The sequence below is a fragment of the Pseudomonas fluvialis genome, from assembly GCF_014207935.1.
In the GTDB taxonomy this organism is placed as follows: Bacteria; Pseudomonadota; Gammaproteobacteria; order Pseudomonadales; family Pseudomonadaceae; genus Aquipseudomonas; species Aquipseudomonas fluvialis_A.
In genome coordinates this window covers 1-15,710 of sequence record NZ_JACHLL010000011.1, presented here as the reverse complement: position 1 = coordinate 15,710, position 15,710 = coordinate 1, and the positions used below count along the sequence as shown (strand labels likewise).

12 protein-coding genes, 1 tRNA gene and 1 pseudogene are annotated in these 15,710 nt (G+C 58.0%); all 14 read left to right on the top strand.

Translation table 11 applies throughout. The features are described from left to right. Window positions 1–94 (top strand): annotated as a pseudogene (locus tag HNP49_RS18430) (elongation factor Tu); the annotation flags it as partial. 56 nt (window positions 95–150) lie between these two features. Beyond that, window positions 151–226, top strand: a tRNA-Trp gene (locus HNP49_RS18425). A 47-nt stretch (window positions 227–273) separates the two neighbouring features. Further along, window positions 274–642 carry a preprotein translocase subunit SecE gene (gene secE, locus HNP49_RS18420; protein WP_184685777.1) on the top strand — a complete coding sequence of 123 codons (369 nt, stop codon included), beginning with the start codon at window positions 274–276 and terminating at the stop codon, window positions 640–642. 9 nt (window positions 643–651) lie between these two features. Next, window positions 652–1,185: a transcription termination/antitermination protein NusG gene (nusG, locus tag HNP49_RS18415; RefSeq protein ID WP_095941590.1), complete on the top strand. Its 534-nt coding sequence runs from the start codon at window positions 652–654 to the stop codon at window positions 1,183–1,185. Window positions 1,186–1,301: 116 nt separating this feature from the next. Further along, the gene (gene rplK / locus HNP49_RS18410) at window positions 1,302–1,733 is read left to right on the top strand and encodes a 50S ribosomal protein L11 (protein WP_184685775.1); all 432 of its coding nucleotides are present in this window, start codon (window positions 1,302–1,304) and stop codon (window positions 1,731–1,733) included. Beyond that, the gene (gene rplA / locus HNP49_RS18405) at window positions 1,733–2,428 is read left to right on the top strand and encodes a 50S ribosomal protein L1 (protein ID WP_184685773.1); all 696 of its coding nucleotides are present in this window, start codon (window positions 1,733–1,735) and stop codon (window positions 2,426–2,428) included. Before rplK ends, rplA begins: the two co-directional genes overlap by 1 nt. A gap of 196 nt (window positions 2,429–2,624) precedes the next feature. Then, on the top strand, window positions 2,625–3,125 hold the full coding sequence (gene rplJ, locus HNP49_RS18400) for a 50S ribosomal protein L10 (RefSeq protein WP_184685771.1): 501 nt from the start codon (window positions 2,625–2,627) through the stop codon (window positions 3,123–3,125). An 82-nt stretch (window positions 3,126–3,207) separates the two neighbouring features. Next, complete coding sequence (gene rplL / locus HNP49_RS18395; RefSeq protein ID WP_184685768.1) at window positions 3,208–3,576, top strand: 50S ribosomal protein L7/L12; 369 nt, start codon at window positions 3,208–3,210, stop codon at window positions 3,574–3,576. A gap of 218 nt (window positions 3,577–3,794) precedes the next feature. Continuing rightward, complete coding sequence (rpoB, locus tag HNP49_RS18390) at window positions 3,795–7,868, top strand: DNA-directed RNA polymerase subunit beta (protein WP_184685766.1); 4,074 nt, start codon at window positions 3,795–3,797, stop codon at window positions 7,866–7,868. Between the two features lie 65 nt (window positions 7,869–7,933). Beyond that, window positions 7,934–12,133: a DNA-directed RNA polymerase subunit beta' gene (gene rpoC / locus HNP49_RS18385; protein WP_184685764.1), complete on the top strand. Its 4,200-nt coding sequence runs from the start codon at window positions 7,934–7,936 to the stop codon at window positions 12,131–12,133. A 136-nt stretch (window positions 12,134–12,269) separates the two neighbouring features. Continuing rightward, window positions 12,270–12,641 (top strand): 30S ribosomal protein S12, encoded by a 372-nt coding sequence (rpsL, locus tag HNP49_RS18380; RefSeq protein ID WP_021217014.1) that lies wholly within the window; start codon window positions 12,270–12,272, stop codon window positions 12,639–12,641. Between the two features lie 100 nt (window positions 12,642–12,741). After that, on the top strand, window positions 12,742–13,212 hold the full coding sequence (rpsG, locus tag HNP49_RS18375; RefSeq protein ID WP_095941597.1) for a 30S ribosomal protein S7: 471 nt from the start codon (window positions 12,742–12,744) through the stop codon (window positions 13,210–13,212). Between the two features lie 30 nt (window positions 13,213–13,242). Further along, window positions 13,243–15,390 carry an elongation factor G gene (gene fusA, locus HNP49_RS18370; RefSeq protein ID WP_184685762.1) on the top strand — a complete coding sequence of 716 codons (2,148 nt, stop codon included), beginning with the start codon at window positions 13,243–13,245 and terminating at the stop codon, window positions 15,388–15,390. Between the two features lie 30 nt (window positions 15,391–15,420). Then, on the top strand, window positions 15,421–15,710 hold a 290-nt coding region (locus HNP49_RS18365; RefSeq protein WP_256574523.1), incomplete at its 3' end, for a GTP-binding protein.

The following is a 15,710-nucleotide window of genomic DNA, read 5'->3' as shown; positions in this document are numbered from 1 at the left end:
CAAGCCGATCGCCATGGAAGATGGTCTGCGCTTCGCGATTCGCGAAGGCGGCCGTACCGTTGGTGCTGGCGTGGTTGCCAAGGTCATCGAGTAATAATCGGTTGATCTTGTCCTGTCAGGCCGGCATAATGGTCGGCCTGACTTCGTTACAGGCCAGTAGCTCAATTGGCAGAGCGGCGGTCTCCAAAACCGCAGGTTGGGGGTTCGATTCCCTCCTGGCCTGCCAGATTTCACTTTGTGGATCTGGCGTTTCTTGTACAGGATTTAATGCAGATGAGTGCCAAGGCTGAAGCCAAAGATGGTCGCTTCGATGCGCTGAAGTGGGTGGTTGTTGCTGCTTTGGTGGCTGCTGGTGTTGCGGGTAATCAATATTTCTCCGCATCGCCGATTCTGTATCGCGTACTTGCTCTGGTTGTCCTTGCAGCTGTTGCGGGCTTTGTTGCTCTGCAGACGGTTAAGGGCGCTGCTTTCTTGCAATTAGCGAAAGAAGCGCGGACAGAAATCCGCAAAGTCGTGTGGCCTACTCGTCAGGAAACCACACAGACCACTCTGGTTGTAGTGGCTGTTGTTCTGGTGATGTCGCTCCTTCTGTGGGGGCTCGACTCCCTCCTGGGGTGGCTTGTTTCTATGATCGTAGAGTAAGGGTGTCCCGTGGCTAAGCGTTGGTATGTTGTGCATGCTTACTCGGGCTACGAGAAGCATGTGATGCGCTCCTTGGTTGAGCGCGTCAAGCTGGCTGGTATGGAAGACCAGTTCGGCGAAATTCTGGTTCCCACCGAAGAAGTGGTGGAAATGCGTAACGGCCAGAAGCGCAAGAGTGAGCGTAAGTTCTTTCCTGGTTACGTCCTGGTTCAGATGGAGATGAATGAGGGCACATGGCACCTCATCAAGGACACTCCTCGTGTGATGGGCTTCATTGGTGGTACTGCCGACAAGCCGGCGCCAATCACCGAGAAAGAAGCTGAGGCCATCCTGCGTCGTGTTGCCGATAGCGGTGACAAGCCGAAGCCGAAAACGCTGTTTGAGCCGGGTGAAACTGTCCGCGTAGTGGATGGTCCGTTCGCTGATTTCAATGGTGTGGTTGAAGAAGTTAACTACGAAAAGAGCCGCATCCAAGTGGCTGTGCTCATTTTCGGTCGCTCCACCCCGGTGGAGTTGGAATTCAGTCAGGTCGAAAAGGTCTGATCGAACGAAAGGCCCCATTACCCCGCAGCCAGTGGTTGCGGGGTTTTGTCGTCACTGGGGTAAATGCTAGCAAGCGGGGAGCCTACGGGCGTTCGAACCCGATACTGGAGTTTTAAATGGCTAAGAAGATTCAGGCTTATATCAAGCTGCAAGTGAAGGCCGGTCAGGCCAACCCGTCGCCGCCCGTTGGCCCGGCTCTGGGTCAGCACGGTGTGAATATCATGGAATTCTGCAAGGCGTTCAACGCCAAGACTCAGGGCATGGAACCTGGTCTGCCGACTCCAGTGATCATCACTGTATACAGCGACCGTAGCTTCACTTTCGAAACCAAGAGCACCCCTGCTTCGGTACTGCTGAAAAAAGCAGCCGGTATCAGCAGTGGTTCGGCTCGCCCGAACACCCAGAAAGTCGGCACTGTTACCCGTGCTCAGCTGGAAGAGATCGCCAAGGCCAAGCAGGCTGATCTGACTGCCGCTGACCTGGATGCAGCCGTGCGTACCATCGCCGGTTCTGCTCGTAGCATGGGCCTGAACGTGGAGGGTGTGTAATGGCTAAGCTGACCAAGCGCCAGAAGGCGATCGCCGAAAAAATCGAAGCTGGCAAGCAATACGGCTTCGAAGATGCCGCCAAACTGCTGGCCGAACTGTCGACCATCAAGTTCAAAGAGTCCGTCGACATTTCGATCAACCTCGGCGTCGATCCGCGTAAATCCGACCAGGTCGTCCGTGGCGCTACCGTGCTGCCGAATGGTACTGGTAAAGACGTTCGCGTTGCTGTGTTCACTCAGGGCCCGGGCGTAGAAGCTGCTCTGGCCGCTGGTGCTGACAAAGTCGGTATGGACGATCTAGCTGCCGAAATGAAAGGCGGCGATCTGAACTATGACGTCGTAATCGCCTCTCCGGACGCCATGCGCGTAGTCGGTCAGTTGGGTCAGGTTCTGGGCCCGCGCGGCCTGATGCCGAACCCGAAGGTCGGCACCGTAACTCCGGACGTCGCGACTGCTGTGAAGAATGCCAAAGCTGGTCAGGTACGTTTCCGTACCGACAAGAACGGCATCATTCACGCTTCCGTGGGCAAGGTTGATTTCGAGCCCGCCAAGCTGAAGCAGAACGTTGAAGCTCTGCTGTCCGATCTGAAGCGCCTGAAGCCATCGGCTGCCAAGGGTGTTTACGTCAAGCGCGTAACCCTGAGCACCACCATGGGCCCAGGTCTGCAGATCGATCAGGCTTCTCTGGAAGCCTAAGTGATACGAGGCGAAGGCTAGCCTTCGCCTCAATTATTGGGGTCCCTGCCTGGCGGGGGCTATCCAAGACCGTAGGCGGCGCAAGCCTTAAACCTACAGCCTACGCAGATGGTGCTCCCGATTCGTTTACCGAATCAGACACCAAAACGCCGTCAAGCCTCGGCTTGACGATACGGTAACATCCAGGAGTAAACCCGTGGCAATTAAACTCGAAGACAAGAAGGCCATCGTCGCTGAAGTCAACGAGGCTGCCAAAGCCGGTCTGTCCGCTGTCGTGGCTGATGCCCGTGGCGTGACTGTCGGCGCAATGACCGGACTCCGTAAAGAGGCCCGCGAAGCTGGTGTGTACGTGAAAGTCGTGCGTAACACCCTGCTCAAGCGCGCTGTTGAAGGCACTCAGTTTGAAGTCCTCAACGACGTGTTCAAAGGCCCGACCCTGATCGCTTTCTCCAACGAACATCCGGGCGCTGCCGCTCGTATCTTCAAGGAGTTCGCCAAGGGTCAGGACAAGTTCGAGATCAAGGCAGCTGCGTTCGAGGGTCAATACCTCGCAGCTAATCAGATCGACGTACTGGCAACTCTGCCGACCTACAACGAAGCCGTTGCACAGCTGATGAGCGTTATTCAAGGCGCTACCAGCAAGCTGGCTCGTACTCTGGCGGCTATTCGCGACCAGAAAGAAGGCGCTGCTGCCTAATTCAGGCATCTCGTCCCTTTCAACGTTATTTGTTTAATTTGATGGCCGCGAAGGCTGTCACCCCAATACAGGAATTAGAGTCATGGCTCTGACCAACGAAGACATCATCAACGCCGTATCCGAAATGTCCGTCATGCAGATCGTTGAACTGATCAAGGCGATGGAAGAGAAGTTCGGCGTGACTGCCGCCGCTGCTGTTGCAGCTGGCCCGGCTGCTGCTGCCGCTGTTGTTGAAGAACAAACCGAGTTCAACGTTGTCCTGGCTGAAGCTGGCGACAAGAAAGTGAACGTGATCAAGGCTGTTCGTGAACTGACCGGTCTGGGTCTGAAGGAAGCCAAGGAGAAGGTTGACACCGCTCCTCAGGTTATCGCCGAAGGCCTCACCAAAGAAGCTGCAGAAGACGCCAAGAAGAAGCTGGAAGAAGCTGGCGCCAAAGTCGAGCTCAAGTAAGCGACGACTTTGCGTCTACAGCCTAAGCGTTAAGCGACAGGCTGATGGCTGGTGGCAATTGCCACCGGCCTTTTTCCGTTCTAGGCCGCTGTTGCTAAGGCAGTGGTCTGGACGGGAATCCACCCGACGAGGTGGCGCAAACCAAGGGGTTTGCACGATTTTCTGGCCACTCCCTCCGGAGGGGCCAAATAAGCAGGTGACCAAGCTGGGGAACGCTGATGGCTTACTCATATACTGAGAAAAAACGTATCCGCAAGGACTTTAGCAAGTTGCCGGACGTCATGGATGTGCCTTACCTCCTGGCCATCCAGCTGGACTCCTATCGCGAATTCCTGCAGGCGGGTGCCAGCAAGGATTCGCTTCGTGACGTGGGCCTGCATGCGGCCTTCAAATCGGTTTTCCCGATCATCAGCTACTCCGGCAATGCCGCTCTCGAGTACGTCGGTTATCGCCTGGGTGAGCCGGCTTTTGATGTCAAAGAGTGTGTGTTGCGTGGCGTGACCTTCGCCGTGCCGCTGCGCGTGAAAGTCCGTCTGATCATTTTCGATCGCGAGTCGTCGAACAAGGCGATCAAGGACATCAAAGAGCAAGAAGTGTACATGGGCGAAATTCCGCTCATGACAGAAAACGGTACCTTCATCATCAACGGTACCGAGCGTGTGATTGTTTCCCAGTTGCACCGCTCCCCGGGTGTGTTCTTCGACCATGACCGTGGCAAGACCCACAGCTCCGGCAAGCTGCTGTACTCCGCACGCATCATTCCTTACCGTGGCTCCTGGCTGGACTTCGAGTTCGATCCGAAGGACTGCGTGTTCGTTCGTATCGACCGTCGTCGCAAACTGCCGGCGTCTGTCCTGCTGCGCGCACTGGGCTACAGCACTGAAGAAGTGCTGGATAGCTTCTATGCGACCAACGTATTCCACCTGAACGGTGAGGGCATCAGCCTGGAGCTGGTTCCGCAGCGTCTGCGTGGTGAAATTGCCGCCTTCGACATCAAGGATGAGAAGGGCAAGGTCATCGTTGAGCAGGGGCGTCGTATCACTGCCCGTCATATCAACCAGCTGGAGAAGTCCGGCATCAAGCAGCTCGACGTCAGCGTCGAGTACATGCTGGGCCGCACCACCGCCAAGGCCATCATTCACCCGGCCACCGGCGAGATTCTGGTTGAGTGCAACACAGAACTGACCGCTGACCTGCTGGCCAAGCTGGCCAAAGCACAAGTTGTACGTGTAGAGACTCTCTACACCAACGACATCGACTGTGGTCCGTTCATTTCCGACACCCTGAAGATCGACTCCACCAGCAACCAACTGGAAGCGCTGGTCGAAATCTATCGCATGATGCGTCCTGGTGAGCCGCCAACCAAGGAAGCTGCTGAGACGCTGTTCAACAACCTGTTCTTCAGCGCCGAGCGTTACGATCTGTCCGCTGTTGGCCGCATGAAGTTCAACCGTCGTATCGGCCGTACCGAGATCGAAGGTTCGGGCGTACTGAACAAAGACGATATCGTTGCCGTGCTGAAGACCCTGGTCGACATCCGTAACGGCAAGGGCATCGTCGACGACATCGACCACCTGGGTAACCGTCGCGTGCGTTGCGTCGGTGAGATGGCCGAAAACCAGTTCCGTGTTGGCTTGGTGCGCGTTGAGCGCGCGGTCAAGGAACGTCTGTCGATGGCCGAAAGCGAAGGCCTGATGCCGCAGGACCTGATCAACGCCAAGCCGGTGGCTGCCGCGATCAAGGAGTTCTTCGGTTCCAGCCAGCTGTCGCAGTTCATGGACCAGAACAACCCGCTCTCCGAGATCACCCACAAGCGCCGTGTTTCCGCACTCGGCCCAGGTGGTCTGACCCGTGAGCGCGCCGGCTTCGAAGTCCGCGACGTACACCCGACCCACTACGGCCGCGTGTGCCCGATCGAGACCCCTGAAGGTCCGAACATCGGTCTGATCAACTCCCTGGCGACCTATGCCCGCACCAACCAGTACGGCTTCCTGGAAAGCCCGTACCGTGTGGTCAAGGCTGGTCTGGTCACCGACGAGATCGTGTTCCTGTCCGCAATCGAAGAAGCCGATCACGTGATCGCCCAGGCTTCGGCGACCATGAACGACAAGGGCATGCTGGTCGATGAACTGGTAGCTGTTCGTCACCTGAACGAATTCACCGTCAAGGCGCCGGAAGACGTCACCCTGATGGACGTGTCGCCGAAGCAGGTTGTTTCTGTTGCGGCCTCGTTGATTCCGTTCCTCGAGCACGACGACGCCAACCGTGCACTCATGGGTTCCAACATGCAGCGTCAGGCTGTACCGACTCTGCGCGCCGACAAGCCGCTGGTAGGTACCGGCATGGAACGCAACGTTGCCCGTGACTCCGGTGTTTGCGTGGTGGCTCGCCGCGGTGGTGTGATCGACTCGGTCGATGCCAGCCGTATCGTGGTTCGCGTTGCCAACGACGAAGTCGAAACCGGTGAAGCCGGTGTCGACATCTACAACCTGACCAAATACACCCGTTCCAACCAGAACACCTGCATCAACCAGCGTCCGCTGGTGCAGAAAGGTGATGTGGTTGCGCGTGGCGACATCATGGCCGACGGTCCGTCCACCGACATGGGTGAACTGGCGCTGGGCCAGAACATGCGCGTCGCGTTCATGCCGTGGAACGGCTTCAACTTCGAAGACTCCATCTGTCTGTCGGAGCGCGTGGTTCAGGAAGACCGTTTCACCACGATCCACATTCAGGAACTGACCTGTGTGGCCCGTGACACCAAGCTTGGCCCAGAAGAAATCACCGCGGACATCCCGAACGTGGGTGAGGCTGCGCTGAACAAGCTGGACGAAGCCGGTATCGTTTACGTCGGTGCCGAAGTCATGGCCGGCGATATCCTGGTCGGTAAGGTCACCCCGAAAGGCGAGACTCAGCTGACGCCGGAAGAGAAGCTGCTGCGTGCGATCTTCGGTGAGAAGGCGTCTGATGTGAAGGACACCTCCCTGCGCGTGCCGACTGGCACCAAGGGTACTGTCATCGACGTGCAGGTCTTCACTCGTGATGGCGTTGAGCGCGATTCCCGCGCCCTGTCCATCGAGAAAATGCAGCTCGACGAGATCCGCAAGGACCTCAATGAAGAGTTCCGCATCGTCGAAGGTGCAACCTTCGAGCGTCTGCGTTTCGCTCTGGTGGGCGCCAAGGCTGAGGGCGGTGCTGGCCTGAAGAAAGGTGCCGTGATCACCGATGAGTACCTCGACGGTCTGGAGCACAGCCAGTGGTTCAAGCTGCGCATGGCCGAAGACGCGCTGAACGAGCAGCTGGAGAAGGCTCAGGCCTATATCTCCGATCGCCGTCAGTTGCTCGACGACAAGTTCGAAGACAAGAAGCGCAAGCTGCAGCAGGGCGATGACCTGGCTCCGGGTGTGCTGAAGATCGTCAAGGTTTACCTGGCGATCAAACGCCGCATCCAGCCGGGCGACAAGATGGCCGGTCGTCACGGTAACAAGGGTGTGGTCTCGGTGATCATGCCGGTCGAAGACATGCCGTACGACGAAGCCGGTACCCCGGTCGACATCGTGCTGAACCCGCTGGGCGTACCGTCGCGTATGAACGTCGGTCAGATCCTCGAAACCCACCTGGGCCTTGCAGCCAAGGGCTTGGGTGAGAAGATCAATCGCATGCTCGAGGAGCAGCGCAAGCTGGCCGAGCTGCGCAAGTTCCTCAACGAGATCTACAACGAGATCGGTGGCCGTGCCGAGAGCATCGATTCGCTCTCTGACAAGGAAGTGCTGGAGCTGGCGAACAACCTTCGCAAGGGTGTGCCGATGGCCACTCCGGTGTTCGACGGTGCCAAGGAAACCGAGATCAAGGCCATGCTTAAACTGGCAGACATGCCAGAAAGCGGTCAGATGCAGCTGTTCGATGGCCGTACCGGCAACGCTTTCGAGCGTCGTACCACGGTCGGCTACATGTACATGCTGAAGCTGAACCACCTGGTCGATGACAAGATGCACGCACGTTCCACCGGCTCTTACAGCCTGGTTACCCAGCAGCCGCTGGGTGGTAAGGCGCAGTTCGGTGGCCAGCGTTTCGGGGAGATGGAGGTCTGGGCACTGGAAGCCTATGGCGCTGCCTACACCCTGCAGGAAATGCTGACCGTGAAGTCGGACGACGTGAACGGCCGTACCAAGATGTACAAGAACATCGTGGACGGCGATCACCGTATGGAAGCCGGCATGCCGGAATCCTTCAACGTGCTGATCAAAGAAATCCGTTCGCTCGGCATCGATATCGAACTGGAAACCGAATAACACGTGACGCCCCACGCTGCGCCCGGCCAAGGCCGGTCGCAGCGGGTCCGTGAGGAGGAAAGGCCTTGAAAGACTTGCTGAATCTGCTGAAAAACCAGGGTCAAATCGAAGAGTTCGATGCCATTCGTATTGGTCTGGCCTCGCCCGAGATGATCCGTTCCTGGTCCTTCGGTGAAGTAAAAAAACCGGAAACCATCAACTACCGTACCTTCAAGCCTGAGCGTGATGGTCTGTTCTGCGCCAAGATCTTTGGCCCGGTGAAGGACTATGAGTGCCTGTGCGGTAAGTACAAGCGCCTCAAGCACCGCGGCGTGATCTGCGAGAAGTGCGGCGTTGAAGTCGCCCTGGCCAAAGTGCGTCGTGAGCGCATGGGCCACATCGAGCTGGCTTCACCGGTTGCCCACATCTGGTTCCTGAAGTCGCTGCCGTCCCGTATCGGCCTGCTGCTGGACATGACCCTGCGCGACATCGAGCGCGTGCTCTATTTCGAGAGCTACGTGGTGATCGATCCGGGCATGACCACCCTTGAAAAGAGCCAGCTGCTGAACGACGAGCAGTACTTCGAAGCCCTGGAAGAGTTCGGTGACGACTTCGATGCGCGTATGGGCGCCGAAGCTGTTTACGAGCTGCTGGGTGCTATCGATCTGGAACACGAGATTGGTCGCCTGCGCGAAGAGATTCCGCAAACCAACTCGGAAACCAAGATCAAGAAGCTGTCCAAGCGCCTGAAGCTGATGGAAGCGTTCCAGGGCTCCGGCAACCGTCCTGAGTGGATGGTTCTAACCGTTCTGCCGGTGCTGCCGCCGGACCTGCGTCCGCTGGTTCCGCTGGATGGCGGCCGCTTCGCGACTTCCGATCTGAACGATCTGTATCGCCGCGTGATTAACCGTAACAACCGTTTGAAGCGCCTGTTGGATCTGTCCGCTCCGGACATTATCGTGCGCAACGAAAAGCGCATGCTGCAGGAAGCGGTTGACGCCCTGCTGGACAACGGCCGTCGTGGTCGCGCCATCACTGGCTCGAACAAGCGTCCGCTGAAGTCCCTGGCCGACATGATCAAGGGTAAGCAAGGCCGTTTCCGTCAGAACCTGCTCGGTAAGCGTGTGGACTACTCCGGTCGTTCGGTTATTACCGTAGGCCCGACCCTGCGTCTGCACCAGTGCGGTCTGCCCAAGAAGATGGCCCTCGAGCTGTTCAAGCCGTTCATCTTCGGCAAGCTGGAAACCCGCGGCATGGCCACCACCATCAAGGCGGCCAAGAAGATGGTTGAGCGCGAGCTGCCCGAGGTTTGGGACGTTCTCGCCGAAGTCATTCGCGAACACCCCGTACTGCTGAACCGCGCACCGACCCTGCACCGTCTGGGCATCCAGGCGTTCGAGCCGGTGCTGATCGAAGGTAAAGCCATTCAGCTGCACCCGCTGGTCTGCGCCGCGTACAACGCCGACTTCGACGGTGACCAGATGGCTGTGCACGTTCCGCTGACCCTCGAGGCTCAGCTGGAAGCGCGCGCGCTGATGATGTCGACCAACAACATCCTCTCGCCTGCCAACGGCGAGCCGATCATCGTGCCGTCGCAGGACGTGGTGCTGGGTCTGTACTACATGACCCGTGAAGCCATCAATGCCAAGGGCGAAGGTCGCGTATTTGCCGACCTGCAGGAAGTTGACCGTGTGTTCCGCGCTGGCGAAGCCGCGCTGCACGCCCGGGTCAAGGTTCGTGTCAACGAAGTGGTCAACGAAAAAGACGGTTCGGTTACCCGCCGTACCCGCATCGTCGATACCACCGTCGGCCGCGCCCTGCTGTTCCAGATCGTGCCGGCGGGCCTGCCCTTCGACGTGGTCAACCAGTCGATGAAGAAGAAGGCGATCTCCAAGCTGATCAACCAGTGCTACCGCACTGTCGGCCTGAAAGACACCGTGATCTTCGCTGACCAACTGATGTACACCGGTTTCGCCTACTCGACCATCTCCGGTGTGTCGATCGGCGTGAACGACTTCGTCATTCCGGACGAGAAAGCGCGCATCATTGATGCGGCCACCGCCGAAGTGAAAGAGATCGAAACCCAGTACGCCTCCGGCCTGGTGACCCAGGGCGAGAAGTACAACAAGGTGATCGACCTGTGGTCGAAGGCCAACGACGAAGTCTCTAAGGCGATGATGTCCAACCTCTCGAAAGAGAAGGTGGTCGACCGCGAAGGCAAGACCGTTGATCAGGAGTCCTTCAACTCCATGTACATGATGGCGGACTCCGGTGCTCGTGGTAGCGCCGCCCAGATCCGTCAGCTGGCCGGTATGCGTGGCCTGATGGCCAAGCCGGACGGCTCCATCATCGAGACGCCGATCACCGCGAACTTCCGTGAAGGTCTGAACGTACTGCAGTACTTCATCTCTACCCACGGTGCTCGTAAGGGTCTGGCGGATACCGCACTGAAGACCGCTAACTCCGGTTACCTGACCCGTCGCCTGGTCGACGTGGCTCAGGACCTGGTGGTGACCGAGATCGACTGCGGTACCGAACACGGTCTGCTGATGACTCCGCACATCGAAGGCGGCGACGTGGTTGAGCCGCTCGGTGAGCGCGTACTGGGTCGTGTCATTGCTAAGGACGTGTTTAAGCCGGGCACTGACGAAGTCATCGTGCCTGCCGGCACCCTGGTCGACGAGCAGTGGGTCGAGTTCATCGAGCGTGCCAGCATCGACGAAGTCATCGTGCGCTCGCCGATCAGCTGTGAAACCCGCTACGGCATCTGCTCCAAGTGCTACGGTCGCGACCTGGCTCGCGGGCATCGCGTGAACATCGGTGAAGCGGTCGGTGTTATCGCCGCCCAGTCCATCGGTGAGCCGGGTACCCAGCTGACCATGCGTACGTTCCACATCGGTGGTGCTGCCAGCCGGACCTCGGCTGCCGATAGCGTCCAGGTGAAGAATGGTGGTGTGATCCGTCTGCACAACCTGAAGCATGTCGAGCGTGCCGATGGCAACCTGGTCGCGGTTTCGCGTTCCGGTGAGCTGGCCGTGGCTGACGATTTCGGTCGCGAGCGCGAGCGCTACAAGCTGCCGTACGGTGCTGTTATTTCCGTGAAGGAAGGCGACAAGGTCGACGCTGGCGCCATCGTCGCCAAGTGGGATCCGCACACTCACCCGATCATCACCGAGATGACCGGTACCGTGACCTTCGTGGGCATGGAAGAGGGCATCACCATCAAGCGTCAGACTGATGAGCTGACCGGCCTGACCAACATCGAAGTACTCGATGCCAAGGACCGTCCGGCTGCCGGCAAGGACATCCGTCCGGCCGTGAAGCTGGTCGATGCCAGTGGCAAGGAACTGCTGCTGCCGGGTACTGACGTACCTGCCCAGTACTTCCTGCCGGCCAACGCCCTGGTCAACCTGACCGATGGTGCCAAAGTGGGCGTGGGCGATGTGGTTGCCCGTATTCCGCAGGAAACCTCGAAGACCCGCGACATCACCGGTGGTCTGCCGCGCGTTGCCGACCTGTTCGAAGCCCGTCGTCCGAAGGAAGCTTCGATTCTGGCGGAAATCAGCGGCACCATTTCGTTCGGTAAGGAGACCAAGGGCAAGCGCCGTCTGGTCATCACTCCGACCGATGGCAGCGATCCGTACGAAGAGCTGATTCCGAAGTGGCGTCACCTGAACGTCTTTGAAGGCGAACAAGTGAACCGCGGCGAAGTGATCTCCGACGGCCCAAGCGATCCGCACGACATCCTGCGTCTGCTGGGCGTCAGCGCGCTGGCCAAGTACATCGTCAACGAGATCCAGGACGTTTACCGTCTGCAGGGCGTGAAGATCAACGACAAGCACATCGAGACCATTCTGCGTCAGATGCTGCGCAAGGTTGAGATCACCGAATCAGGCGACTCCAGCTTCATCAAGGGTGACCAGATGGAGCTGACCCATGTGCTCGGCGAGAACGAGCGTCTGGCGGCTGATGACAAGTTCATCTCCAAGTTCGACCGCGTGCTGCTGGGTATCACCAAGGCCTCGCTGTCGACCGAGTCGTTCATCTCGGCAGCTTCCTTCCAGGAAACCACCCGCGTTCTCACCGAAGCGGCGGTTACCGGCAAGCGCGACTACCTGCGCGGCCTGAAGGAAAACGTCGTTGTGGGTCGTCTGATTCCGGCTGGTACTGGTCTGGCCTATCACAGCGAGCGCAAGCGCAAGCGTGAAGCCGATAAGCCGGTGCGCGTCAGCGCCAGTGAGGTGGAAGCCGCACTGACCGAGGCGCTGAACTCCAGCGCCAGCTAAGAAATAGCAAAGCCCCGGTTCCCGGGGCTTTGCCTTGACGGGGATTTGCAAGGTCTTTAGACTCTTGTACCCCGAAATTTGGCAGGGTTTTGCCCTGCCATTTTGTTTATGTCGAAAGACAACAGTGGAGCTATAGATGGCAACTATCAACCAGCTGGTACGCCAGCCGCGCAAGCGTATCGTCGAGAAATCCGACGTTCCTGCGCTGCAGAACTGCCCGCAGCGTCGTGGCGTGTGCACCCGTGTGTACACCACTACGCCGAAAAAACCGAACTCGGCACTGCGTAAAGTCTGCCGCGTACGCCTGACCAATGGTTTTGAAGTCACCTCCTACATCGGTGGTGAGGGTCACAACCTGCAGGAACACAGCGTCGTGCTGATCCGTGGCGGTCGTGTAAAAGACCTTCCGGGTGTGCGTTACCACACTGTTCGCGGTTCGCTGGATACCACCGGCGTTAAAGACCGTAAGCAGGGTCGTTCGAAGTACGGTACCAAGCGTCCGAAGTGATTCGGCGCCAATCTTATTTATTGAGTCGATAAGAGTAAGGTCGGGCGTGGCCAGTTGTCATAGTCCCGGGCTAACCTGAAGACCGTTTGAGGGCTTATCAATGCCAAGACGTCGTGTAGCAGCAAAGCGTGAGATTCTGGACGATCCGAAATACGGAAGCCTGATCCTCGCCAAATTCATGAACCACGTGATGGAAAGCGGCAAGAAAGCTGTGGCTGAGCGCATCGTATACGGTGCTCTGGACGCAGTTAAAGCGCGCAAGAACAGCGATCCCCTGGAGATCTTCGAGAAAGCTCTCGACGCCATCGCTCCGCTGGTCGAAGTTAAGTCCCGCCGTGTAGGCGGTGCTACCTACCAGGTTCCGGTCGAAGTTCGCCCGTCCCGTCGTAATGCTCTGGCCATGCGTTGGCTGGTGGATTTCGCCCGCAAGCGTGGCGAGAAGTCCATGGCTCTTCGCCTCGCTGGCGAGCTGCTGGATGCTGCTGAAGGCAAGGGCGCTGCTGTCAAGAAGCGTGAAGACGTGCATCGTATGGCTGAGGCCAACAAAGCGTTCTCGCACTACCGCTTCTAATTACGGCTTACCTACTTTTGCGAGGGCTTTATGGCTCGTACTACAGCAATTAACCGCTACCGGAACATCGGTATCTGTGCCCACGTTGACGCGGGCAAGACCACCACGACCGAGCGGATCCTGTTCTACACAGGTCTCAGCCACAAGATGGGTGAGGTACACGACGGCGCTGCTACCACCGACTGGATGGTGCAGGAGCAGGAGCGTGGTATTACCATCACCTCCGCTGCGATCACTACCTTCTGGGAAGGTTCGCGCGGTCAGTACGACAAGTACCGTGTAAACGTTATCGATACCCCCGGTCACGTTGACTTCACCATCGAAGTAGAGCGCTCCCTGCGCGTACTCGACGGTGCGGTCGTTGTGTTCTGCGGTACTTCCGGCGTTGAGCCTCAGTCCGAAACCGTATGGCGTCAGGCCAACAAGTACGGTGTTCCGCGTATCGTTTACGTGAACAAGATGGACCGTGCTGGTGCTGACTTCCTGCGCGTTGTTGGTCAGATCAAGAACCGTCTGGGTCACACCCCGGTTCCGGTTCAGCTGGCCATCGGCGCTGAAGATGACTTCGAAGGTCAGGTCGACCTGATGAAAATGAAGGCCATCTACTGGAATGAAGACGACAAGGGCACCAGCTATCGCGAGGAAGAGATTCCGGCTGAGCTGGTCGACCTGGCCAACGAGTGGCGCAGCAACATGGTTGAGGCGGCAGCCGAGGCCAGCGAAGAGCTGATGAACAAGTACCTGGAAGAGGGTGAGCTGTCGATCGAAGAGATCAAGGCTGGCCTGCGTGCTCGTACCATTGCTTGTGAAATCGTTCCGGCTGTCTGCGGTTCTTCGTTCAAGAACAAGGGCGTGCCTCTGGTTCTCGATGCCGTCATCGACTTCCTGCCTGCTCCGACCGAGATCCCTGCGATCAAGGGTATCCATCCTGATCTGGTTGATACGCCTAAGGATGATATTACTGAAGCTCAGTACGACGAGCGTCCGGCTGACGACAATGCCCCGTTCTCGGCGCTGGCGTTCAAGATCGCGACTGACCCGTTCGTGGGTACTCTGACCTTCGTTCGTGTCTACTCGGGCGTTCTGGAGTCTGGTAGCTCTGTTATCAACTCCGTGAAGGGCAAGAAAGAGCGCGTTGGTCGTATGGTGCAGATGCATGCCAACCAGCGTGACGAGATCAAAGAAGTGCGCGCGGGCGATATCGCGGCGCTGATCGGCATGAAGGACGTCACCACTGGTGACACCCTGTGCGACAGCGACAAGCCGATCATCCTCGAGCGCATGGACTTCCCGGAGCCGGTTATTTCGGTAGCTGTTGAGCCGAAAACCAAGGCTGACCAGGAGAAGATGGGTATTGCTCTGGGCAAGCTGGCCCAGGAAGACCCGTCGTTCCGCGTCAAGACTGACGAGGAAACCGGTCAGACCATCATCTCCGGTATGGGTGAGCTGCACCTCGACATCCTTGTTGACCGCATGAAGCGCGAGTTCGGCGTTGAGGCCAACATTGGTAAGCCGCAGGTTTCCTACCGCGAAACCATTTCCAAGGACAATGTCGAGATCGAAGGTAAGTTCGTTCGTCAGTCCGGCGGTCGTGGTCAGTTCGGTCACTGCTGGATCCGCTTCTCGACTCCTGATGTGGATGAGAAGGGCAACATCACTGAAGGTCTCGTGTTCGTCAACGAGGTTGTGGGTGGTGTGGTTCCGAAGGAATACATCCCGGCAATCCAGAAGGGTATCGAAGAGCAGATGAAGAACGGCGTTGTTGCCGGCTATCCGCTCATCGGCCTGAAGGCTGTCGTATTCGATGGTTCCTACCACGATGTCGACTCCAATGAGATGGCGTTCAAGATCGCTGCCTCGATGGCAACCAAGCAGCTGGCCCAGAAGGGCGGCGGCAAGGTGCTTGAGCCGATCATGAAGGTAGAAGTGGTAACTCCCGAGGACTACATGGGTGACGTGATGGGTGACCTGAACCGTCGTCGTGGTCTGATCCAGGGTATGGAAGACACGGTTTCCGGTAAGGTCATTCGTGCTGAAGTTCCGCTGGGCGAGATGTTCGGTTACGCAACCGACGTTCGCTCCATGTCTCAGGGTCGCGCCAGCTACTCCATGGAATTCTCCAAGTACGCCGAAGCGCCGTCGAACATCGTCGAAGCGCTGGTTAAAAAACAAGGCTAATCCCGCCCTTTAAGTAAGAGGTTTACTGTCGTGGCTAAGGAAAAATTTGAACGTAACAAACCGCACGTCAACGTTGGCACCATTGGCCACGTTGACCACGGTAAAACCACTCTGACCGCAGCTCTGACCCGCGTGTGCTCCGAAGTTTTCGGTTCCGCCAAGGTCGACTTCGACAAGATCGACTCCGCTCCGGAAGAGAAGGCTCGTGGTATCACCATCAACACTGCGCACGTTGAGTACGACTCTGCCGTACGTCACTACGCGCACGTTGACTGCCCGGGTCACGCTGACTATGTGAAGAACATGATCACCGGTGCTGC

Excerpts from the sequence above, each read along its gene's own strand:
- secE (WP_184685777.1), top strand. The coding sequence starts at position 274 with ATGAGTGCCAAGGCTGAAGCCAAAGATGGTCGCTTCGATGCGCTGAAG.
- rplK (WP_184685775.1), top strand. The coding sequence starts at position 1,302 with ATGGCTAAGAAGATTCAGGCTTATATCAAGCTGCAAGTGAAGGCCGGT.
- rplA (WP_184685773.1), top strand. The coding sequence starts at position 1,733 with ATGGCTAAGCTGACCAAGCGCCAGAAGGCGATCGCCGAAAAAATCGAA.
- rplL (WP_184685768.1), top strand. The coding sequence starts at position 3,208 with ATGGCTCTGACCAACGAAGACATCATCAACGCCGTATCCGAAATGTCC.
- rpoB (WP_184685766.1), top strand. The coding sequence starts at position 3,795 with ATGGCTTACTCATATACTGAGAAAAAACGTATCCGCAAGGACTTTAGC.
- rpsL (WP_021217014.1), top strand. The coding sequence starts at position 12,270 with ATGGCAACTATCAACCAGCTGGTACGCCAGCCGCGCAAGCGTATCGTC.
- rpsG (WP_095941597.1), top strand. The coding sequence starts at position 12,742 with ATGCCAAGACGTCGTGTAGCAGCAAAGCGTGAGATTCTGGACGATCCG.
- fusA (WP_184685762.1), top strand. The coding sequence starts at position 13,243 with ATGGCTCGTACTACAGCAATTAACCGCTACCGGAACATCGGTATCTGT.